The 21,447-nt window shown below is 67.9% G+C and carries 16 protein-coding genes and 3 pseudogenes; 11 read left to right on the top strand and 8 right to left on the bottom strand.

The window, feature by feature from the left end:
- Positions 1-826: 826 nt before the first annotated feature.
- Together JMF97_RS30305 and JMF97_RS30300 are read left to right on the top strand one after the other, a co-directional pair.
- Positions 827-2,710 carry an Hsp70 family protein gene (locus tag JMF97_RS30305; protein ID WP_203224642.1) on the top strand — a complete coding sequence of 628 codons (1,884 nt, stop codon included), beginning with the start codon at positions 827-829 and terminating at the stop codon, positions 2,708-2,710.
- Position 2,711: 1 nt separating this feature from the next.
- Entirely contained in the window at positions 2,712-4,745 is a 2,034-nt protein-coding gene (locus JMF97_RS30300) for an AfsR/SARP family transcriptional regulator (RefSeq protein WP_307817147.1), read from the top strand.
- Between the two features lie 106 nt (positions 4,746-4,851).
- On the opposite strand, the gene JMF97_RS30295 is transcribed toward JMF97_RS30300, so the two are convergent.
- The 3 genes from JMF97_RS30295 to JMF97_RS30285 all read right to left on the bottom strand — a co-directional run bounded on the left by JMF97_RS30295 (position 4,852) and on the right by JMF97_RS30285 (position 7,155).
- Positions 4,852-5,079: a tyrosine-type recombinase/integrase gene (locus tag JMF97_RS30295; protein ID WP_307817148.1), complete on the bottom strand. Its 228-nt coding sequence runs from the start codon at positions 5,077-5,079 to the stop codon at positions 4,852-4,854.
- A gap of 10 nt (positions 5,080-5,089) precedes the next feature.
- Positions 5,090-5,889, bottom strand: a protein-coding gene (locus JMF97_RS30290; protein WP_203224644.1) for an IS5 family transposase whose coding sequence is annotated in 2 segments (ribosomal slippage) — positions 5,090-5,553 and positions 5,553-5,889 — 801 coding nt in all. Because the reading frame shifts where the segments join, the coding sequence is not laid out codon by codon here.
- Between the two features lie 114 nt (positions 5,890-6,003).
- On the bottom strand, positions 6,004-7,155 hold the full coding sequence (locus JMF97_RS30285) for a cation:proton antiporter (protein WP_273543974.1): 1,152 nt from the start codon (positions 7,153-7,155) through the stop codon (positions 6,004-6,006).
- Positions 7,156-8,102: 947 nt separating this feature from the next.
- On the opposite strand from JMF97_RS30285, the gene JMF97_RS30280 reads away from it, so the two are divergent.
- From JMF97_RS30280 to JMF97_RS30270, 3 genes are all read left to right on the top strand, one after another.
- Complete coding sequence (locus JMF97_RS30280) at positions 8,103-8,600, top strand: YciE/YciF ferroxidase family protein (protein WP_203224639.1); 498 nt, start codon at positions 8,103-8,105, stop codon at positions 8,598-8,600.
- Positions 8,601-9,166: 566 nt separating this feature from the next.
- The gene (locus tag JMF97_RS30275; RefSeq protein ID WP_373307072.1) at positions 9,167-10,045 is read left to right on the top strand and encodes an IS5 family transposase; all 879 of its coding nucleotides are present in this window, start codon (positions 9,167-9,169) and stop codon (positions 10,043-10,045) included.
- 116 nt (positions 10,046-10,161) lie between these two features.
- Complete coding sequence (locus tag JMF97_RS30270; RefSeq protein WP_203224637.1) at positions 10,162-10,695, top strand: HdeD family acid-resistance protein; 534 nt, start codon at positions 10,162-10,164, stop codon at positions 10,693-10,695.
- 53 nt (positions 10,696-10,748) lie between these two features.
- Here the strand turns inward: JMF97_RS30270 and JMF97_RS30265 are convergent, their stop codons facing one another.
- Positions 10,749-10,955, bottom strand: a complete 207-nt coding sequence (locus JMF97_RS30265) for a hypothetical protein (protein ID WP_203224636.1) — start codon at positions 10,953-10,955, stop codon at positions 10,749-10,751.
- A 352-nt stretch (positions 10,956-11,307) separates the two neighbouring features.
- Here JMF97_RS30265 and JMF97_RS30260 point away from each other — a divergent pair, with 352 nt between their 5' ends.
- Positions 11,308-11,610 carry a Clp protease/crotonase-like domain-containing protein gene (locus JMF97_RS30260; protein ID WP_203224635.1) on the top strand — a complete coding sequence of 101 codons (303 nt, stop codon included), beginning with the start codon at positions 11,308-11,310 and terminating at the stop codon, positions 11,608-11,610.
- 420 nt (positions 11,611-12,030) lie between these two features.
- Here JMF97_RS30260 and JMF97_RS30255 read toward each other — a convergent pair whose 3' ends face one another.
- Positions 12,031-13,728, bottom strand: a complete 1,698-nt coding sequence (locus JMF97_RS30255; protein ID WP_203224634.1) for a right-handed parallel beta-helix repeat-containing protein — start codon at positions 13,726-13,728, stop codon at positions 12,031-12,033.
- A gap of 86 nt (positions 13,729-13,814) precedes the next feature.
- Here JMF97_RS30255 and JMF97_RS32280 point away from each other — a divergent pair, with 86 nt between their 5' ends.
- A complete protein-coding gene (locus tag JMF97_RS32280) occupies positions 13,815-14,303 on the top strand; it encodes a LysR family transcriptional regulator (protein ID WP_368856450.1) in 489 nt (162 codons plus the stop codon).
- A gap of 19 nt (positions 14,304-14,322) precedes the next feature.
- Here the strand turns inward: JMF97_RS32280 and JMF97_RS30245 are convergent.
- A pseudogene (locus JMF97_RS30245) lies at positions 14,323-15,013 on the bottom strand (IS6 family transposase).
- Between the two features lie 206 nt (positions 15,014-15,219).
- Entirely contained in the window at positions 15,220-15,462 is a 243-nt protein-coding gene (locus JMF97_RS30240; RefSeq protein WP_203224633.1) for a hypothetical protein, read from the bottom strand.
- Between the two features lie 341 nt (positions 15,463-15,803).
- Here JMF97_RS30240 and JMF97_RS30235 point away from each other — a divergent pair, with 341 nt between their 5' ends.
- The 4 genes and pseudogenes from JMF97_RS30235 to JMF97_RS32270 all read left to right on the top strand — a co-directional run.
- On the top strand, positions 15,804-16,967 hold the full coding sequence (locus JMF97_RS30235) for an ISAs1 family transposase (RefSeq protein WP_203224632.1): 1,164 nt from the start codon (positions 15,804-15,806) through the stop codon (positions 16,965-16,967).
- A 181-nt stretch (positions 16,968-17,148) separates the two neighbouring features.
- A pseudogene (locus JMF97_RS30230) lies at positions 17,149-17,779 on the top strand (flavin reductase family protein); the annotation flags it as partial.
- A 5-nt stretch (positions 17,780-17,784) separates the two neighbouring features.
- Positions 17,785-18,057 carry a transposase gene (locus JMF97_RS32275; protein ID WP_203224631.1) on the top strand — a complete coding sequence of 91 codons (273 nt, stop codon included), beginning with the start codon at positions 17,785-17,787 and terminating at the stop codon, positions 18,055-18,057.
- Positions 17,946-18,221 (top strand): annotated as a pseudogene (locus tag JMF97_RS32270) (transposase); the annotation flags it as partial. The gene JMF97_RS32275 and the pseudogene JMF97_RS32270, both read left to right, overlap by 112 nt.
- 356 nt (positions 18,222-18,577) lie before the next feature.
- Here the strand turns inward: JMF97_RS32270 and JMF97_RS30215 are convergent.
- Positions 18,578-20,635: an amylo-alpha-1,6-glucosidase gene (locus tag JMF97_RS30215; protein ID WP_203224629.1), complete on the bottom strand. Its 2,058-nt coding sequence runs from the start codon at positions 20,633-20,635 to the stop codon at positions 18,578-18,580.
- Positions 20,636-21,447: the final 812 nt, after the last annotated feature.

The following is a 21,447-nucleotide window of genomic DNA, read 5'->3' as shown; positions in this document are numbered from 1 at the left end:
CGTCGTTATAGCTCGGCGGGGCCCACCGCGCGGCGTCGGGTAGGGATCAGCTCTGAGTAGTCACCTACGGCCAGATACCTCCCCGCCAAGTGGCCGCCACTGGGGAATCTCAACTGGCCACCAACACTGGAATGTCACTGTCGTCGCTGTAGTGGTGGATCGACGTGGTAAGTGCCCCGCCGGCATCGTCGTCCCAGGACCGAACTCGGTCGCTGTCCACGTCGAGGGCGTAGCTGACGGTGCGACCGCCCTGGCTGATGCTTTGGGCCAGGTCGTTGATGTAGTAGTCGATCGTGATGTTGCCGTTGGCGGGGCGGACAGAATCATTCCCGGGAACCTGGATGGTGCGACCTAGGGCATCGTATACGTACCCGGGGCTACTCGCTCGGCCGGCGTTGTCGTATGTCCATGTTTGGGTAGTGGTCGCTGTTGTCGTCTGGCACGGTGTCCCAGTAGCGGCAATGTACGTCTGTTGGGAGGTGCGGTTGCTGGCCTCGTCGAAGTCGTAGACGCGTGAGGTACATGTGCCCGAGATTGTCTCTTGCGCCTCTGGTTCGGTTCGGAGGCCGCTCCAGGTACGCCGCTGACTGCTGGCGTTCGTGGCCAGATCCAGAACCGGCTAGCACTGCCAGATGATGAAAGAGCAAAACAACGGCGGGAACCCTACAGCGCTCGACGCCCGTCCGCGCACGCTCCGTGGGAGGTCAACCTCTCGACACCTAGACTTCCTGCTTCCCGTGGTCAACGCCACCTCAATCAGACGGATCCGACACCCGTGGGTAATTGACGGGTGACGTGAAGGTGATCCTCATGTTTGACTACGTCGATGGGGGCGGCGGACGTTCGGCTGTCGATTGACTGCGGTAGTGCCAGCACCGTGGCGGTGCTGGCGTGGGCTGACGGTCGTTCGTCAGTCCTGTCGTTTGACGGTGTGCCGTTTCTGCCCAGCGCCGTGTATGTGGCGGGCGATGGGCGGGTGTGGACGGGGCAGCAGGCGTGGCAGGCCGCCGAGGATGAGCCGGGAAGGTTGGTGCCGAGTCCGCGTCGTCCCGCTGACGGTGATCTGGTAGTCGACAGGACGCGGGTGGAGGCGGTGGAGCTTGCTGCGGCGCCGCTGCGTCGGGCCGCTGCTGAAGCCGAACGGGTCGCTGGTGTGCCGGTGCGGGATGTGCAGTTGGTGGTGCCGGCGGGGTGGGGGCCGCGTCGGCGTACCTGGATGCGGCAGGTCGCCCATCGGGCGGGTCTGACGCAGCCGCGTCTGGTGGAGGCCCCGGTGGCGGTGGCCGAACACTTGGCGGCGACCGGTGTGCGGCTGCCGGTGGGGGCGTGCCTTGTCGTGTGTGACGTCGGCGCGGGAGCTGAGGTGACGGTGCTGCGTCGGCGGCCGTCCGGCTTCGAGGTGCTTGCGACTCTGGCTGACCCTGCGGCTGGAGGTGCCAGCGTCGATTCGACGCTGACAACGGCGCTGACAAACGGCCGCGACATGGCTGCGGACGGCATGGCACCCTGGGCGACGGCGGAAAGCGTACGCGTGGCGAAAGAGGCTTTGATCTCTTACCCGGCGGTCACGGTACCGTTGGCTGGCCAGGCTCCGGTGATCGCGAACCGCGCCATGCTCGACGAGGCTGTCCGGCCCGTGGTGCGACGCGTCGCGGACCTGACGGAGCAGACCATTGCCGCCGCTGAACTGGCCGCCAGTGACCTGGCAGGGATTTACTGCGTGGGAGGCAGCGCTCGTCTACCGCACCTGGGCGAGGCGATCGCCGAGCACACCGGAGTCATGCCGACTGTTGTGGCCGAGCCTCAGCTCGCCGCGGCGCTCGGCGCTGCCGAGGTTGGCTCCACGAACCTCGGCGCGGCGGGGGCGGTGGACGTGCCGGTGCCGCCGGTGCGCAGAGCGATCGGGGTCGCGGTGCCGGGGTTTGCGTCTTTGGCGTTGTTCTGGCAGTGCATCGTGACCGCCGAGCGGCACAACGTCACCCTGGGAATGCACTACTGGGTTGCCTTCAACTGGGGTGAACTGGCGATGGCGGCCGTGTTCGCCCTGCTGGCATGCCTCGCTGCGGGAACCGTCCTCGGTTCCCTGATTGCTGCGCGCAGTCCAACGCAAGATGTCCGAACGGAGGGCGGGAAGGTGAGCATCGGCATTCTCGCTGCCGTCTCCCTCGGGGCCGCCATTGCGGGCCTCTACGCGGTGGTCACCAGCCAGTACTTCGGCCTGCCGGTAGGTGGCTTCCTGCGCTGGGTGTTGTGGCCGATCGTCCCCATCGCGGTGTTGGCGGTGGTGATGGCAGTGGTTGCCGCCCGGCAGTGGCGTACGCCGCACGGCGGCTGGTCGGCGTTGCTGTCCGTACCGACGGGCTCTGTCGTCGCTGCCGCCCTGGGCATGGGTCTGATCCAGTATTCGCTGACCGCCGACCGGTGGCCGCACGTGATGATGTGGGTCGACCTCGCCGGCCGGGTCGGCGGGCTGTTCCTGGGCGTCGGGATCGTCATGGCAATCGTGACGCCGCTGATGTTCCGCATCATTCTGGCCGCACCGGTCGCGGTGATCAGCGCCGCGATCGTCAACACGCAAGCCACCGGCATCCTCGCCGTCTGCTACGCCCTGGCCGTGGCGGTGTGGTGGGCGGCCCGACTGTGGACGCGCATCGTCCATCCCACCACGACTGCTGCGGCATCCGTGCGCCCTCGGGCGGGAGGTGGGTGAGGTGCGCTGGCCACGGCAGCTGATGTCGCTGCTGTCCGTACTCGTGCTGTTGACCGGTCCGCCGCTGCTGTTGCTGACCCTGATCGGCCCACCCATCAGCGGCTTGCCGAGCATGGCGCAGGTGCGGGCATGGGTGCAGCAGCCGTTGACCGAGCAGACGCTCACCGCCGCGCTGACGATCGGGGCATGGCTGGTCTGGCTGATGCTCGCCTACACCGTTGCCGTGAGAGTCGTCATCCGTCTCCGCGCAACCTCGGCATGGCTACGGCGGCTGCCACTGCCAACGCCGTTGCAGGCGACGGCCAGCGGAATGGCCGGCGCGGCCGTCTTCGGCGTCACCACCAACGCCGTCCCCACCGCCCCAACGCAGCCGCCCCACCCGGTGGCAGCGGACGCGGTCGCGCTTCAGGACGAGGCCAGTCCTGACGACCACGACGAGGCCACACACGATTCCGGGGTCGACGTGTCCGGTGGCTGGCTGCCCCGTGATGTCGCCGAGCACGTCGCTGCCGCCGCAGCATTGGTCTGGCTACGCCGCCGACGCGACTACCAACCCCGCCCCGCCAGCCGCAACGATGCAGACCTCGCCCCGCTGCCTCCCACCGTCACCGCCGTGCAGGCCGCACTCGCCGACACCCCCACCCCACCGGCAGCACCCATGCCGCCGAACGGGATATCTGCCCTCACCGGAGTCCTACCGGACGGCGGCGTGGGCCTCACCGGACCAGGCACGCTGCCCGTCGGCCGAGGACTGCTGGTCACCGCCCTCCTCGACGGGCACCACCACTCCGCGACAACCCTGATCGCCACCCAGGCAGCCCTTGCCAGTCTCCTCGGACCAGCCGCAGAAACACTCGGCCCTCGTCTACCGCTGACAATCGTTGACAACGTCGACGAAGCAGCGCAGCTCGTTCACGAGGCCGATGCACACGCCATCGATCAGCGCCAAGACGCCCCGCCACATGCACTCAGCCATCGACGGATGGTGCTCCTCGGTGAACACGAGGGCGACGGACCCCGGGTCAAGAAGCTTGTCGAAGCGAGCGTCGCCACCGGTGCCGTGGTGGTCGTGCTGGGGCAATGGCCCGCTGGCCCGACCTGGCACGCCGACTCGACAGGCCACCTGCACGACCCACACCACGCCGACGGAACTGGACCACGGCTGTGCGTCCTGGACCAGATGGCGGCCACCGACCTGCTCGCCATCATCGCCTCTCCCAACCCGGCCACCCCGAGCCACCCCCTGACCCAGGCACGGTCACCGGAGATGCGACTGCCGCGCCAGGCCACCCGACACGAACCCCGCCTCCCTTCCCCCACACCCCGCCAACGGCTACACCTGCGCGTCCTCGGGGATCCACAACTCCTCGTCGACGGTGAACCCCTCGCCATCCGCCGCAGCGCCGCGCTCCAGATCCTCGTCTACCTCGCCGCCCATCCCACCGGCGCCGACACTCCACAACTCACCGACGCCATCTGGCCAGGTGTACCCCGCCGATCCCTCACCGGACGGCTCTACACTGCCCTCAGCGATCTACGCGGCACCATCCGAGCCGCCTCCGGCCTGCACGTCATCGACCACGTCGACGACCGCTACCGCCTCAACGCCGCACACATCGCCGTCGACCTGTGGCACCTGAGCACCGCCATTCACCACGCCACCACGCCGCTCACCAACACCCACACCTCCTGGCAAGCCGTCCTCGACGCCTACCCCGCCGACCTCGCCGCCACGCGCACCTGGCCCTGGCTCGACCCCATCCGCGAAGCAACCCGCCGGCAGATCATCAACATCTGCGTCTCCCTCGCCACGGCAGAACCTGACAACCACCGCGCTCTCCAACTGCTGCAGGCCGGAATCCGCATCGACCCCTACAACGCCGACCTGCACACGCACGCCAGCCGCATCCTCACCGCCCTCGGCGACCACAAGGCCGCCACCGAACTCCACGAGCACTACCAACGAACCCTTACGCGCACGGGCCTCGACAACCCCGCCTCCCACCACCTCCCATCCACCAGCATCCGGCAATAGGCCGTCCGACGGGGCCGCCGCGAGGCTCGGCGGACTTCCTCGCCAACTTGACCGAGAAGACACCGGATCGCCGTGCAAAGCACCCAGCCCCGCCCAGCCGACCTGCCTATACGCGTTCGCCGGTACCCAGGCGTGCCTGCGTCTCCTGTGCCCGCTCGGCTGCGGCGCTGGCGCCGTAGTGGCGAGGCATATCCTCCGAGGTCCATCCAAGCAGCAGCATCAGGTCACCGGTGTCACCGCCGGCGCGCTTCCACTCGTGGGCGAAACTGTGCCGCCACCGGTGTGCGTGCACGTCCGCCACGCCGGCCGCGGCGCCCAACCGTTTGAGCAGGATCTTAGAGGTCCTAACTCTTTGAGTGTTGAAGCCTGCGCCAGCAGATGATGGCGCAGGCGAGGGTCAGGAATGCTTCGTGGATGTCGTCTCGGATCTCCCAGCGGATCCGTAGGCGGCGGAACCAGTGCAGCAGGGCGATGGTCTGCTCGACGACCCAGCGTCGGGTGCCCAGTCCGGAGCCGTGTGGGACACCGCGTCGGGCGATGACCGGGGTGATGCCCTTGGCGCGTAGCTGGCGTCGGTACTTGTCGAAGTCGTAGCCACGGTCGGCGTAGATCCGGTCGGGCCTGTGCCGGGGCCGGCCTCGGATGCCCTTGATGGGTGGGATCTTGTCGACCAGGGGCAGCAGTTGGGTGACGTCGTGGCGGTTGCCGCCGGTCAGCGCCGTGGCGAGGGGGATGCCGGCCGCGTCGGTGATGACGTGGTGTTTCGAGCCTGGCTTGCGGCGGTCGACCGGGCTCGGACCGGTTTTGGGCCGCCCTTGAGCGCCCGGACGTGGGAGCCGTCGATCACCGCCCGCGACATGTCCAACTGCCCGGCGGCCCGGAGTCTGCCCAGCAGCACCTCATGTAGTCGTTGCCACACGCCGGCGTCGTTCCAGTCCCGCAACCGGCGCCAGCAGGTCATGCCTGAGCCGAACCCGAGTTCCTGGGGTAGGTACTCCCACGGGATCGCGGTGTAGAGCACGAACAAGATCCCGCACAACACCTTGCGATCATCGAGAGGCTTACGGCCCGGGAACCGATGACGCCGGGGCGGACGAGGCGGCAGCAGCGGCGCGATCTCGGCCCACAGATCGTCCGAGACGATCCACGGCGGCTGCTCACCCCTCCTCACATCCAGACAGAACGATCCTCGCGTCCCGAGGACACGCCCAACACCATTTCGTTAGGAGCTCTAAAGACGTGTCGGACTCATCGGGTTTCAACTGGTGGTCAGGGAGCGCAAATCAAGGCGGTGGATAAGGCGGTCAGCGGCGTCGGGATCGATGATGTGGTGGTTGCGGGCGTCCACGACGGCCTCGCGGGCGGCGTGCAGCAGGTCGACCTCCAGGGCGCGGACGTGTTTGTGGTGCTGGATTCGCTGGGTGTCGCTGACGTCTTCGTCTTCGGGGAAGGTGTCGGCGAGGGCGGCGTAGAAGCTTTGGGCGGCCAGATCGGCGGTCTCGGTGTCGAGCTGGTGGCGTCGTTCGCGTAGTCGTGCTTCGGCGGCGTCGAGGGCGATCGTTGCGGCGTGCCGGTCGGCGGCGCTTTCAGCGGCCGGGTCGACGCGCAGGCGCAGCCAGGTGATCAGCCACGGCAGGCTGGTGCCCTGCACGATCAGGGTGACCAGCACGACGATGACGGCGACGAAGATGATCTGGTCGCGGCCGGGGAACGGGGTGTTGGCCGCGGTGAGGTGCGGCAGGGCGAGGGCGGTGGCGACCGTGACCACCCCACGCATGCCGGCCCAGGACAGCACCAGGCTGTCCCGCCAGGAGGCGGGCACCTGTTCGCCGGCGGGCCTGGGGCGGGCGCGGCGGCGGGTCAGCGCGGCGAGAGGGGCCAGCCACAGAACGCGCACGACGATGACGATGAGGCAGATCAGGGCGGCGTAGCCGACGAGCCGGCCGGCTTGGTGACCGACAGCACGGATGACGCTGGTGAGTTCGAGACCGACGAGCCCGAAGGTGGCGCAAATGACGAGCAGCTCGATGACACCCCAGAACGCGCGGCCTGTGACGCGGCTGGTGGCGTCGTCGGTGTAGGCGCGGGTGTGGCTGAGGTACAGCGCGGTGGCGAGCACGGCCAGCACGCCGGAGCTGTGCGCGGCCGCGGCGGGCACGTAGGCGGCGAACGGAGCGAGCAGGCTCAGCCCGGCGCGCGCGCTGGCGGTGGGTAGCCGATCGAGTAGCTGGCCGGTGATCCATCCGATGCCGAGGCCGGCGGCGAGCGCCAGGACCGTGGAGTAGGCGAGCCTGCCCAGGGTGGCGGGCAGGCTGAGCGAGCCGTGCACCGCCGAGTAGACGGTGACCTGGTACAGGGTCAACGCGGTGACGTCGTTGAACAGTCCTTCCCCTTCCAAGATTGTCACCAGGCGGCGGGGCAGCCATTGTCAGGGCTTCGACATACCAGAACTCGTGGCCTCGGAGGCCGTCGACATCGGCATCACCGGCTACGACGTATGCGTCGAATGCTGCCTCGCGAAGGGTGAGCCTCGCCATCCGCGCGTTGCCTCCGGCTCGACATCATTTGTCACCTACTGCACGACCGCCGGCGGAACGCCACACACCATCTACGCGGACGCCGGGCAGACGCTGATCGACCTGCCGTCGCTGCCTGTGCTGCCACTGCCGGGCTTCTGCCACGCAACGGGCGGGAGTGCGGGCGAGCCCACGCCTACGCCGCGCTGGCACGCCGGCTGCGCTGGACGGCACGCCTCCGCCTTCCCGGCCCGCTCCAGGGCCTCACCGCGGCGCTGCTCGGCGCCACCGCCGTCACCACCGCCGCGGGCGCCACCGCACACGCCAACCCCGCCACGGCCACGTCTAGGGTCTGCATCAAAGTCGGTCACAGACATTCGTTGATGGCGGCGATGTGAAGTGTGGCCTGATAGCGCACGGCGCGCTTGTCGAACCGGGTCGCGACTGCAGGTTGCGTTTGAGTCGGTTGATGCCGCATCCCACGGCATGGCGCTGTTTGTAGGCCTCTGGGTCGAAGGCGGGAAGGTCGGCAGCCCTTGGACCCCAGCTTGCGCCGGTTGGTCGGCCTTGGACGGGATGGCCGCAGCGATCCCGCGTCGGCGCAGGTGGTGGCGCCGCACCTCAACCCCCACTGATCTCGTAGAGGCTCCGTCTTCCGGCAGACCGGCCCAAGGTGGGCAGCCGTGACCGTCAGCGTGATCTTCCTGTCATCGCCCTGCCCAGAACCGGCGGTAGGCCAGGTGCCCCTCGTCAGCCTGACAGCCGCGGGCCCGGGAATTTTCCGCCTCCGAGCGGGTAGCCGGTCAACCGGCGCGGCGGTCAAGATGATCAGGAGGAGCCGATGGCACTGGAGACTTCGAAGGACCTGTTTCTCTACGAACTGGCCGAAGTGCGCGACGTGGAGAGAAGCGGCGGCCTTCTGCTCGGCATGCTGGTCGGTAAGCGGGTCCAGAACAGTGACCTGGAGCAGGTCCTGCATGCGCATGCACAGGACAGCAAACGGCAACTGGAGAATATCGATCGCTGCTTGCAGGCGCTCGGCGTCTCGCCGCTGGACACCCGATCCGCCACGGTTGAGGGAATTCGCGGTGGGTTCGAGGAATTCCTGATGGCGCAGCCCTCGCCCGAGGTGCAGGATCTGTTCGCAATCGATACCGCCATGCGATTCGTCCAGCTTGCGGTCGCCAGCTACAAGAGCCTGGTCAACTGGGCGGTGCTCATGGGTGAGAGTCGGTGTACGCAGAGCCTGCTGGCGAACCTTGTCGAGAAGGAAAAGAGCGCGGGCAAGCTCGAACGGATCGGCCACGAAATGGGCGAACGACTCCTCGTTGCCGCTTAAACCGCCTCGTCACCGCGAGGTGTCCACGAGGTCTCCGGTGGTCTCCGGTTTTTCTTGGTCGTTAAACCCTCTACCGGAGACCCCATCCGTTTTCGATCTCCGACGCGCGCCGAGACCGTCACGCCAGCTCAGGCGCCAACGCCGACTTCGATACAGGTTCCCGCCTGGGACTGGCCGGCGCCAGGCATCCGCCGTCGCCTGCCACAGCCTGACCGGCGCTGGAGCCTCTGGAACCTACCGCCTCAGGCACCCACTCATCGGCTCTGTTAGCCATGCCCGGCGGGTGCGACCCGACGGGTTCGACGGTGGCCAGCCGCCGCCAGCCACCCGACCCCTCCGGCGGCGCCCGCCCGGCGTTGACCGGCAGGATGGCACGGCGCTCATCGTCCGCGCGACCAAGAAACTGCTGGCCCGGATCGGCCCGGCCGACCTAAGGCGTGTTTCGTAACTCGGGTTGGCCGGTTGAAGTCACGGCGTGGCGGTGATCGATAACTGAAGAGGTCTCCGGTACTTGGTACAACGACCAAGAAGCACCATGCACCGGAGACCTCGTGGCCACCTTAGCGGTGACGAGGCGGCATGACCTGACTGACGCGCAGTGGGCTGTCCTGGCCCCGTTGCTGCCTGCCGCGTCGTCTACAGGCCGGCCGCCGAAGTGGGAGAAACGGCAGCTCATCGATGGGATCCGGTGGCGGATCCGGATCGGTGCGCCGTGGCGCGACGTGCCAGCGGAGTACGCGCCCTGGCCGACGATCTACGGACTGTTCCGTCGCTGGCAGCGCGATGGAACCTGGGACAGGATCTTGTCAGCGTTGCAGGTCCAGGGCGACGCCCGGGGACGGATCGACTGGACGGTCAGCGTGGACTCGATGACCAGTCGCGCTCACCAGCACGCCGCAGGTGCCCGCACCGACGGCCATCTGCAGAAGGAACCACCCGGTGGGGTTCATGACGAGCCGGCCGATCACGGGCTGGGCCGCTCCCGTGGAGGGCTGACGACCAAGACGCATCTGGCCTGTGAGCAGGGTCAGAAAGTCTTGTCCTTGATCGTCACCGCCGGGCATCGAGGGGACAGCCCGCAGTTCATCCCTGTCCTGCGCCGCATCCGCGTGAACCGTCTCGGTGTCGGCCGGGCAAGGACCCGGCCGGTGCTGGTGCTGGCCGACAAGGCCTACACCAGCCGCGCCAACCGCAGATACCTGCGCGCTCGGGGAATCCGGGCTTGCATCCCGAGCAAGAAGGACCAGGACGCCCACCGCAAAGCCAAAGGCTCCCGCGGCGGGCGCCCACCGGCGTTCGACCCGCAGCTCTACCGGCTACGCCACGCCGTCGAGAACGGCATCAACAGGCTCAAACGCCACCGCGGCGTCGCCACCCGCTACGACAAATTGGCCGTCCGGTTCCAAGCCGTCCTGACCATCACCATCATCACCGAGTGGCTCTGACCTCGTTATGAAACACGCCTTAGCGGCGCCAGTTACCGCCGGCGTCCGACCACGGTTCGACGTTGAGTGGGCAAGCCCGAGAGGGCAGGGGGGCTGGCCCATCGAGGAGTGACGCGATGCGAAACGGAGTCTGGGTACTGGCCCTGCGGGGAGTGGCCGCGATCGTGTTCGGCCTGCTGGCCCTGCTGTGGCCAGCCGTGACGGCGCTCGCCCTCGCGGTGCTGTTCGGCGCGTACGTGCTGGTCAGTGGAGCGGTGCACCTGGCGGCGGGGTTCAGACTCGGCCAACCTGGCACAGTTCGGGGACTGTTCCTGCTGACCGGTCTGCTCGGCGTGGCGATCGCCCTGGTGACGTTGCTGTGGCCCGCGATCACCGCGTTCGCGCTGGCCATCGTGATCGGCATCTGGGCGATCGTCAACGGCGTACTGGACATCTGGGCGTCGGTCCGCTGGCGTGCCGCGCGGCTGCTCGCGGTGGTCGGCGTCGTGTCGGTGCTGGCCGGGCTGCTCATCCTGTTCCGCCCCGACGTCGGAGCGGTAGTCATAGCGCAGGTGATCGGCGCCTACGCGATCGTGGCCGGCGTGGTGATGCTGGCGGCGGCATGGCAACGCAGGCGCTCTCCGATCAGCGCGGCACGCGCCGCTGGCTGACACGAACGCCACCGATGAGACCACGACTTGGAGGCAGCGTCGCACTTGGCCCCTCAGCGTTGGAGCGGCTCGCTGACCCCCTGATGCAACAGGGGACGGTAGAGCGCGGCGGCGAGCGTGACGAAAACCAGGGCGAAAAGCCCGAACCCGACCGCCAGGCCCACCGACGCCTCCGGGTCACCGTTGACGATCATCACGACCGCCATCGCCGCCAGCGAGACGGCGAGGCAGGTGTAGCCGGTGAGCAGCGCGTACATCATCCGCCCAGGGGGCGTGCCGGAGCAGACCGACGCCGGTGGCGACGGCGGCCGGAACGACGATGCCGAGGTCCATCAGCTTGACCAGCCAGAACGGGGTGGGGCTGGAGGCGTACTCGGTCAGCCGCGCCAGGAGATCAGCATCGGGCGCAGGTGCTGCCCGAGGACGGCCACCGCCAGCAGGCATCATCTGCGCCTGGCCCTTCGCGCAGCCGTAGGTACGGCAGAGCAGTCGGTCGGAGCACCGCGCTAGCTTTGGCCTGGTGGAGAAGGTGGTCGGGCTGACCTCCACCATGGGCGGCACCCAGCGGCTCGCCGCGCGGGCAGGCGTGGGGGCCGGGCGAAGGAGTTCGTGATGACCGGCGAGCGCTACTCGGCCGCCGCGCTCGAACGGTGGAACGTGGTGAACCCGGTGCTTCCCGACGACGGTTTTGACGCGGCCGCGGGCGTTCGCCGCCCAGCTCGCCGCCGGTCCGACCCGCGCCCACGCCGCGCCATGAAGCAGGTGCTCGCCCACTTCGAGCGGGGCGGCGTGCCCGAGGCGAACCGGCACATCACGCAGATCGCCGCCGAGCTGTACCGGACCGAGGACCTCCGTAGCGCAGTGCGCTCCTTCCTCACGGACGGACCGGGTAAGGCGACGTTCACCGGCCGCTGATGGCGCTCCCCGTCCCAGCGTGCCTACCCCGTCCGAGGTGGGTAGGCAGGGGCTTCGCGCAGGGAACCGAGACGTGTACCGGTCAGGAGGCCGTGATGACCGCCAACTGGGACGAGGAGGCTGATCCGCTCCGTCAGCCGCCGGAAGCCGACGCGCTGGAGCAGCAGCAGGACGAGACCGAGGTGGGCCTCCCGGACACGGTCGAGGACGCCGTACCGGAGGCGTCCGACGCGGATCTTGCGAAGCAGGGTGTGCTGGTTCCGGACGATCAGCGCGAGATGCCCAGATCGCTGCCCCCCCGGCGCCAATCAGGCCGACGCCCTCGAACAGCACCAGGAGGTTCCGGTCCCGGAGGAGGACCGCCGGGACTGATCGCCAGGGTCAGGGTGTTCGCCAGGGCCCCCTACGGCGGCGTGAACATCAGGGGTGCCTGCCAGGGCATTCATGGAGGCCGAGGTTGTGGTACCAGCAACCGCCAGACGGCGCGCTCTCAAAGTGCGTGGCCGCGACGGCGTTGCCTTCCCACCGGTTGTCGTGGACCCACCCTGATTCGCAGGTTCCGGTGTCGGTGATCTGTAGGCCGTGGGTCTGGGTCTGGTTGAGCTGGCTGTCCCAGACCCGGTTGTTGTGGATGGTGGGGCGGTACGTGGCGGCCGCCAGGGTGATGCCGGCCCTGGTCGCCGGGGAGGCGGATATCTCGTACCGCGCTCCGGGCGGCGGCGTGCGGTCCGGCCAGGCGGTCAGGGCGCCGGGGCGGCGCGGCGCGAGCACGAGCTTCATCGCGCTGTTGCCCATCACGATGACCTTCTGCCCGTCGGCGGTGATCCATTTGCCCCGGTGTCCGTCTGGTGTCCAGTTCGCCGCGGTATCGGTCAGCGACCGTTCGGTGCAGGAGACGGTGTTGCCGCCGCCGGACGAGGCGGGTGCGACGCGTCGGCCGTTGTTGCGGATGAGGTTTCCGACAATGGACGGGTCGGACAATGAGGAGTCGGCGAGGATGCCCTCGAGGGCGTTGTCCCAGAACTGGTTGTCCTGGATGATCATGTCGGCGGCGGGTACCTGGGGGCCGCCGGCCAGGTTGTGCTGCCAGTAGCCGTAGCGGCCGTTGCGGCTGACGCGGTTGCCTTCGATGGTGTACGGGCCGGGGGTGTTGCCGATCGCGAAGCCGTCCCAGACGTTGTCTTCGATAACGCAGCCGGTCACGATACCGCCCCGCCCCGCAACCCCGGTCGTGCCCAGCGAGGAGACGTCGTAGCCGGCCTGATGGTTGCCGATCATGGTGCAGCCGGAGACGACGAGCCCGTCGGTGCCCCAGTCGGAGATGCCGAACCGGTTGCCTTCCGAGTGGCAGCCGATCACTCCGATCCCGCGCGGCGGTATCCAATCTCTGCCCTGCAGTTCAAAGAAGATGCCGTTGGTGCCGTTGCGGATGGTGGTGCAGGAGGCCACGGTGCATCGCTCGACCGGCCCCCAGCCGCCGACGCCGATCCCGATGCCGGCGCCGCCCATCCACTGGCCGTTCTCCAGCCGCCCGCAGTGCTCGATCAGCAGGTTGTCCACGAACGTGTCCTGCAGGAAGTCGCAGCCGAAACCGGTGGCCGGGATGTCGTGAATGTACAGGTCGTGGAAGCGGCCCCGCAGCACGTACTGGATGCCCAGGCCCTTGGCGAGCACGTCGTACTCGCGCAGGCGCACCCCGGAGCCGTCGATCTCGAAGTGGGCGAAGGTGCAGTCGGCGATGTGGTTGTCGCGGCTGGCGCCGTGCTTCTGCACCGTGAAGTAGGCCAGGGGCGTGGGAGAGGTGCGGTCCCCCGGATTGGCCAGGGCGAACCGGGTGGCGGCGGCGCCCGCCCCGATCAGTGAGACACCGCTTCGCCACACGGTGCCGCGATCCCTGATCGAGTACACCCCGGACGGGCAGTAAATGGTGCGGGGCTGGCCGTCGGCGGCGTAGGCGGCGCCGAGTTGATCGACCAGCCGCTGCAGCGCCGGTTGGTCGTTGGTGGCCCCGTCACCGGCCAGACCATGGACGCGGGCGTTGTTCACGTAGGGGTCCCCCGCGGTGGCCACGGCGGGCCTCGTCGCCCTTGTCGTCCCGGTGCGGCTGACTGGACCCATGCCTTCAGGCTGGCGCATCGGGCTCTCTTAGGTGGCCGGAACGCAGCATTCCCGTCCCGGAAGGGAAACTCTGATCGAGGGCCTGGTTGTGCCAGGGCTGCCACCTTGAGCCGACCCCGTGCGCGGTCCATGATCAGGAAAAGGTCACGCGCAGGGCCCTTGAGCAGGGAAGGGGGTCCGCCGAAGTTCAACAACGCACGCCTGCAGGTGATCCTGGAGATCGCTCGGACGGCACGATCGTCGCCGCCGCCGCCGCCGAGCAGCTGCGGCTGAGCCCGTCCGCGGTCTCCCACCAGCTCGCCACCCTGGAGCAGGAGGCGGGGGTGGCGCTGGTGGACCGGGGGCCGCGCAGCCTACGGCTCACCGTCGCAGGCCAGCGGCTCGCGGACTACGCCCAACAGATCGCCGACCTGATGTCGGCCGCCCGGGACGAGCTTTTCAGCTCACGGCGAGGGTCGGCAGGGACTGCTGCGGATCGGGTTCTTCGCCGCCGCCGGCGGGAGCTGCTGCCGCGCGCGCTGTCCAGCTTCAGCCGGGGCGGCGCCGTTGCGTTATCGGATCGGCGGACGTGTTAAACCCGTGTCGGGTCCGCGGTCAGATCGCTTGGGCGAGCTCGGTGAACGCCGCAGCGACCCGCACAGTGGGCGGGGTGTCTATGGCGAGTTCGTAGTGTCCGCGGCGCAGGTTCTGCATGAACGCGTGTCCGGCGATGATCACCTGCGCGGTCTTGTCCGTTCGTGGCCCGCGCATCGGTCTCAAACGGTGTTTCAACCGGCTGTGATCGGCTTCGATTGGATTGTTCGCGTACCGTTCGACGTGGTGCCACGCGGACGGGATCAGCTTGTCGAGCACGCTGGGGTAGACCGGCGCGGCGTCGGTGACGACCTCGCCGGGTATCACCTTCAGCGTCGACAGCGCTCGTCGAAAGAATCGCCGGGCCGCGCCGGCGTCGCGGCAAGCCGAGACCAGCACGTGGATCACCTGCCCGTACTGGTCGACCGCCCGGTCCACGTACCGCCACACACCGTTTCACCTTGACGTACGTTTCATCAACGAACCACCCGTCGGCTGGTGAGTGCCGGCAGAAGCGCGCGGCGTCGGCCAACAGCGGCGTGAACCGCTGCACCCAGCGGTAGACGGTGACGTGATCGACCTCGACCCTGCGCTCGACAAGTAGTTCCTCAACGTCCCGATAGGACAGGTCGTAGCGCAGATACCAGCGGACCGCGACCACGATCACCTCCCGCGGAAACCCCAAGCCAGCGAAAGCCGACCTCGGAGGCAGCCACGGGTCAGGAGGTCGGGTCGACGGCCTTACTGCTCAGGTCTGCCTCGATCTTGCCGACGCTCAACGCAACAGACCCAGTGTGGACACGGCGGGAAGTCTCATCGCCATGACCTGGTTTGACCTGTTCCGCCATGCCGGGGGCGACGTCCAGGCGGTGACCGCCGTTGACCCTCGACTCACGTCCCAACGGGCACGCGGCCCGTTCATGAACCCTCACCCCGCAACCGGGCTCGTGCCTGCTTGACCAACTCGGCGTACTGCGGCGAGAACGGCTCGACCAGCTCCCGTTCCAGTAGGCAGGTGAGGTTCCACAGCGCCCGTTGCTCCGCCTGGTCCTCGACCAGGTCAGCGAAGTCGTTGGTCATCTCGTCGGTGCGATACAGCCACTCGAACAGAACCAGCGCCTCGTCGCGACTGAGCCGCAAGACCACCTCGTCCTCTGCCACGCCAAGCAGCGTACGGACACCTTCGGTTTGGAAGGACGAAGATCACGACCGACAAGGACCAGGTGGCCAGTCAGCGACGGAAGCACGTGACCGTTGGTGCCCCCTGGTGACCGTCCGGGGTACCGGCTACTGGCACGTGGATGGCACGGCGACCTACGCATTACGAGATCAGATTGCCCGCCCCGCCGACCAGAGTCGAAGCAAAGTTAGTTGATCTTCGTTTGGCCTGGTGGGGCAGGTGTTTCGCGGGTCGGTCCAGGGGCGGTTGAACGGACGCGGCCTTCCTGAGTAGACGATAACGGTTCTTCACGCCAGTCGTCGTCTGCAAAGAAAGGCCGCTCGTGTCAGTCTCCCATGCTGTCGTCGGTGTCGTCACGGATGAGGGTGGGGAGGTCGACACCGGGCAGATGGCGGCGCTCGCGGCCATGTTCGGGCAGGTCAACGATCCGCGTAAGGCACGGGGCGTGCGTCATCGGCTCGCGGCGGTGTTGACCGGGGTGACGCTGGCGCTGTTGTGCGGAGCGCGGAACTTCCGGCAGGCCGCCGACCGGATGGCCGAGTTGTCGCAGCCGTTGCTGGCCGCGGCGGGTGCCCGCCGGCATCCGGTGCTCGGGTTCCGGATCGCGCCGGGTCGGGACACGCTGCGCCGGCTGGTCGAGGCGGTCGACGCATCGGTGGTGGACCGCCTCGTCTGCGCCTGGCTGGCCGAACGGCTCGACGGCCCCGCCGGGGTCGGTCTGTCGCTGGACGGCAAGACCGTCCGGCACTCGGGCGGCGGCACCGGCATCGACGTGCAGTTGTTCTCCGCGATGCGGCATGACACCGCAGTGGTCATCGCCCAGATCCAGGTCCCGGCCGACACCACCGAGGTCACCCAGATCGAAGCCCTGCTCGACCCGATCGACATCACCGGCATGGTGATCACCGCGGATGCCGCGCATCCCAGCAGCGGCACCGCCGCCTACCTATGCGGACGCGGCGCGGACTACGTGTTCACCGTGAAAGGCAACAGGCCCGCGCTGCTGGCCGCGATCACCGACCGGTTACCGACGGCGACAGCGGCGACCAGCGCCCACACCGAACGCCGCAGCGGCCACCGGATCACCCGCACCATCTGGGTCACATTCGCCAGGGACATCGGCTTCCCCGGCGCGGCCATGGTCTTCCGGCTCCGCCGCGACGTGTACGCCCCGGACGGCCAGTGGGTCAGCAATCAGATCGTCCACGGCGTCACCAGCCTGACCAGCACAGCAGCCGAGATTGCCGCCCACGTACGCACCCACTGGTGGATCGAAAACAAGATCCACTGGGGGCGGGACGTCCTGTTCGGCGAGGACACCCATCACGCCTGGCTCGGCAACGTCGCCCACGCCATGGCCACCCTACGCGACCTCACGATCGCCCTGATCCGACTTGCCGGATACTCCAGGATCAAGCAGGTCATGGAACGCCACCACGCCGACAAGATGCTCATCCCCGCCCTGCTCAACGCATCCCGGCCATGATCAACCGACTTTGCTTTGGCTCTGCCCCGCCGACCTAGTCACCTGGTGGTCTAGCAGCGGAAATACCTTCCGCCATCTCTCACCGCTCCCCCACTGTCCGTGGGTCTCTTGCGGACTGAATGCGGACCATCTCGGGAACGGTTCGCCGCGCACCGAATCGTCCCGCCCGTACCATCCCGGCATGGTTCAGACGAGCGATTACTTGACCATCGAGCCCAAGATTCTCTACTTCGGTACGCCTGTAGCGCTGTTGAGCACCGAAAATGAGGATGGGACGAGCAACCTCGCGCCCATGTCGTCGGCCTGGCCGCTCGGCCTGGCCGCTCGGCCAGGTCGTGGTGCTCGGCCTCGGGTCGGAGGGGCAGACCGCCCGCAACCTGCGCGAGCGGCCGGACCTCGTGATCAACCTGCCGAGCGGGGAGCAGTGGCCGGCGGTGGAGCGCCTCGCTCCGCTCACTGGCCGCGACCCAGTTCCAGATCACAAGCGGGGCGCGTTCCGGTACGAGCCGGCGAAGTTCGCCGCCGCCGGGCTGTGTCCGGAGCCGGCCGAGTTGGTACGACCGCAGCGGGTCGCGGAGTGCCCGCTCCAACTGGAGGCGCGGGCCGTACGGATCAACCCCGACCTACACGGCGATTTCCTGATCGTCGAGGCGCACGTGCTCCGCGTGCACGCGGATCCCGCCATCGTCGTGCCCGGTACGGACAACGTCGCCCCCACCGCATGGCGCCCGCTGATCTACAACTTCCGGCACTACTTCGGCCTCTGCCCTGAACTTGGGCACACCTTCCGATCGGAGATGCCGCGATCTTCTACCTGGTGCGGGGCGGGATCGCGCGGCGGCAACTGCCGGTCGGGTTCCTGCCGCCGACCACCGTCTACGACCGGCTCCGCGCCTGGGCCAAGGCCGGCGTGTGGCAGGCCATCCATGACGCGCTACGTGACCTGGTGCGCGTCTACGAGGGCCGCGACCCGCGGTACACCGGCTGCTGGCCCGGCTCCGCGAACGCTTCACCACCATCGCCCTGGTCTGGGCCGATGCCGGATACTCCGGACGGATGCTCGTCTGGGCCCGCAACGTCCTGCACCTGACCGTCCAGATCGTCAAACGCAGCGAGCCAGGCTTCGTTGTCCCGCCCCGCCGGTGGGTGGTAGAGAGAACGTTCGCCTGGATCAGCAAGCATCGCCGCTGCGTACGCGACTATGAGACCAAGCCCGACCACCACGAGGCCATGATCTACATCGCCATGATCTGACAATGTCACGCCGACTCGCCCGCACCGGCGACTGGTAACCCAAGTTTCCGGACGCTCACTAAATGTGACCAAGGGTGGCGACCCCGCTGGTTGATCTTTCCTTGTGGTTCGTCCGGCATATGGGCATGGCGGCTACCCGGCGAGTGGCGGGTTCCTCGGGGAACGGGTCGTCGGGCGGAACGGGTGAGGCGGGCGGGGACGTGTAGCAGCCGGTGACGCGGTGTTGTGGAGGTGGGCGATGGCGGACGAGGTATCGGTCAATCTGCGGGGCAGCGCCGTCGTCGTCGCGCAGGATCTCCCAGCACAGTGTCCGGCCGCTGCCGTCCAATGGTGATCTCGACCGAATGGTGTGTTCTTCACTGAAGCTCCCGGGCGCCCGGTATCGGCTTCAACCGATCTAGGTCATGTGCAGCGGTGCCCGCGAGGGCCTCGACCCGGGCGCCGCGGAAGCGCACTCCATGCAGTGCCAGGCGGCGGAGATCCTCAGGTAGGTGTGGGCGCACGGCCAGAGTGTCGGGCTCCGGATCGATGCCGAGCATCATGCGGAGCAGCATCATCGGCGCACCGGCGGCCCATGCCTGCGGGGAGCAGGCGGTGGGGTAAAGCACGGGCACCAGGGTGCTTTCTCGTGGGTAGCCTGCGAGCGCCTCGGGCAGTCGATGGCGCAGATGATGGCCGGCCTGCAACAGCCCCATCGCGAGTTGGTTGGCCTCGTCGCGGTGTCCGTACCGGGCAAGCCCGGCTGCGGCGATCGCGGTGTCGTGCGGCCAGACGGTGCCGTTGTGGTATTCGAGGGGGTTGTAGGCTGGCTGCTCGTCAGCGAGCGTGCGCACGCCCCATCCGGTGAACATCCGGGGCCCGCAGAGCAGCGCGGCGAGCGCGTCAACGCGTTCGGGCGGCACGATCCCGCTCCACAGCAGGTGTCCGATGTTAGAGGTCAACGTGGTCACCGGCTTCTTGTCCCCGTCCAACGCGAGTGCGTAATAGCCGAGGTCGGGTAGCCAAAAGTCGGCGTTGAACCGGCGATAGAGTTCCTCGGCGTCGCGTTCCAGACGCTCGGCGAGGTCGGGGTCGTGCCAAATCTCCCGCGCGAGCCGCGCCGTGCGGCGGCGCGCGTCGTAGGCATAGCCCTGAATTTCGCAGGTGGCCCGGGGAAGCTTGGCGAGGCTGCCGTCGGGGTGGACCACCGAGTTCCAGGAGTCCTTCCAGCATTGGTTGACGAGACCGCTGCGCGGGTTGCGAGTCTGGTATTCGATGTAGCCGTCGTGGTCGAGATCGCCGTACGTCTCCAGCCACCGCAACGCCGCGCGGGCCGCAGGCTGGAGGTCATGGACGGTCTGCGTGTCACCGGTCCACCGTTCGTACTCGTCCAGGACGATCAGGAACAGCGGCGTCGTGTCAGCGGCGCCGAAGTACGGGGACTGCGGACGCTCGCCGAAATGGGCGAGCTCCCCGTTGCGCAGTTCGTGCAGGATCTTCCCCGGTTCGGCATCGCGGTGGTCGTCCTCATGGATCGCCTGCCGCTCGGCGAGTGCCCGCAAGGTCGTACGGGCCAGTTCGGGGTGGAACGGCAGCATCTGATAGCTGACTAGGAGGCTATCGCGGCCGAACACCGCCATGAACCAGGGCAGCCCGGCGGCGGGCAGAGAGGCTTTATCTCCGGCGAAGGGGTAGAACCTCAACGCGGCGAGGTCGAGAAGACTGCGGTGGTAGATGTGCAGCAAGTCGTCCCAATCCGTGTCCAAGATGGGTGACTCATCCAGCCATTCTCGAATGCTGCAAGGCATGTCCGGGCAGTGGGGGTGGCGCTCTAGCGCCACGTTCACCTCGACCCCAACCCGGATCTGGATGTCGGTGGCCCACTCTTGTCCAGGTGGTAGCTCGTGTCGGAAGGTGAGCGACTCCTCGGTAACGAAGGCGCCGGGGGCGTCGATGTGGGTTTCGCGGCAGAAGTCGGCGCGGCTGTAGCCCAAGGTGATCCCGCCGTCGCGCCGATGGCGGTACAGATGGCCGGTCTTTGACATCTGGTCCTTGACGTCGAAGATGTCGGCGAAGTCGGCGTCGAATATCATCGTGAGTTCGAACGCGACCGGCGTGTTGCCGAAGTTGTGGACCGTGATGCGCTCCTGCATGCCAGTCGCCACGGCACGGCGGCGGGTGACCGACAGCGACGGGTTCCGGTAGATCGTTCCGGTCGGCTCGATCAGAAAGAAAACAACTTCGTCGTACTCAAGGTTGTCCGCGCTCAGCGCCTCCATTTGGTGGCCGTTGAGGCGCAGTTGCCACCGCGATAAGTGCCGCATGTCGCGATAGAACAGCCCGTCCGGGACGTTGGCGGCCGGGTTGATGTCACCCTGCCGGTCGCTTACAACGAAGGCGTTTCCCTGCAGGATATTGATCTCGTCGAGCCGCACGCTTCCCCTCCGCTCTGGCCACACGAGCCGCCGCCGCTGGCCAACCCAGGGCTTGGTGGTGGTTACCCTTCTGGGTGTGGTTACACCACGGCTTCCGAATCGGAGTGTTAGGCGGATACGGGACAATTCACCCACCGCCAGCCTCGGCCCTTCCGAAGGGGCGGCAAGTGAGGGTGGCGAGGTGGTCGGCCACCACGGTCGCTTCGACCTGCGCGCACAGCACGCCGAGCTTGACCTGTGCATACGCGGGGCTTGACGCGGCGGTCGGCGCCGGGGCGCTATCGCTGGAGCATCACCGCCACATCGGTCGCGACCCGGCCCGGATCGTGGCCGGCCTGCCCGCGGCGCAGCGGAGCCAGCGCCTCCGCGTAGCCGGCGGACAGCGCAGTCACTTCGACCCTGGCGTGCTCCAGCGCGGTGCCTCCCGGTCACCGGCCACCCGGTCAACGACCGGGCGGCCAGGGAGACTCTCCGGGCCCGGTTCGGCCACGCCGTGCACCCGGATCTCCGTCGTCCCCACTCCGTACCACCAATCTTCTCGTCGCTGGACGGGCGCGGATACCCGCCGACCGGGCCGGTACGCCCCCACCGCGGCCCCTACCGCTGCGGAGAAAGCTGGGGCACGACGCGGACCAGCGCTGGTCCGCTCATATAAAGGACTCCGGTGCTTGATCAGCCGGGTGGTCCTGAGAGGGCGTTTGATTTACGCCTTTTGCGTCTTGCAGGGTTAGTAGGTGCCTCGCCAAGTTGGCGTGGTTTCGTCTGTTATGCGTTTGGCAAGGTTGTCGATCGAGGCAATGTGGATCATGGCT

The organism is Micromonospora fiedleri (genome assembly GCF_016774385.1).
Lineage (GTDB): Bacteria > Actinomycetota > Actinomycetes > Mycobacteriales > Micromonosporaceae > Micromonospora > Micromonospora gifhornensis.
Note: the sequence above shows the minus strand (reverse complement) of the source record. Positions and strands in the feature narration are given on the sequence as shown.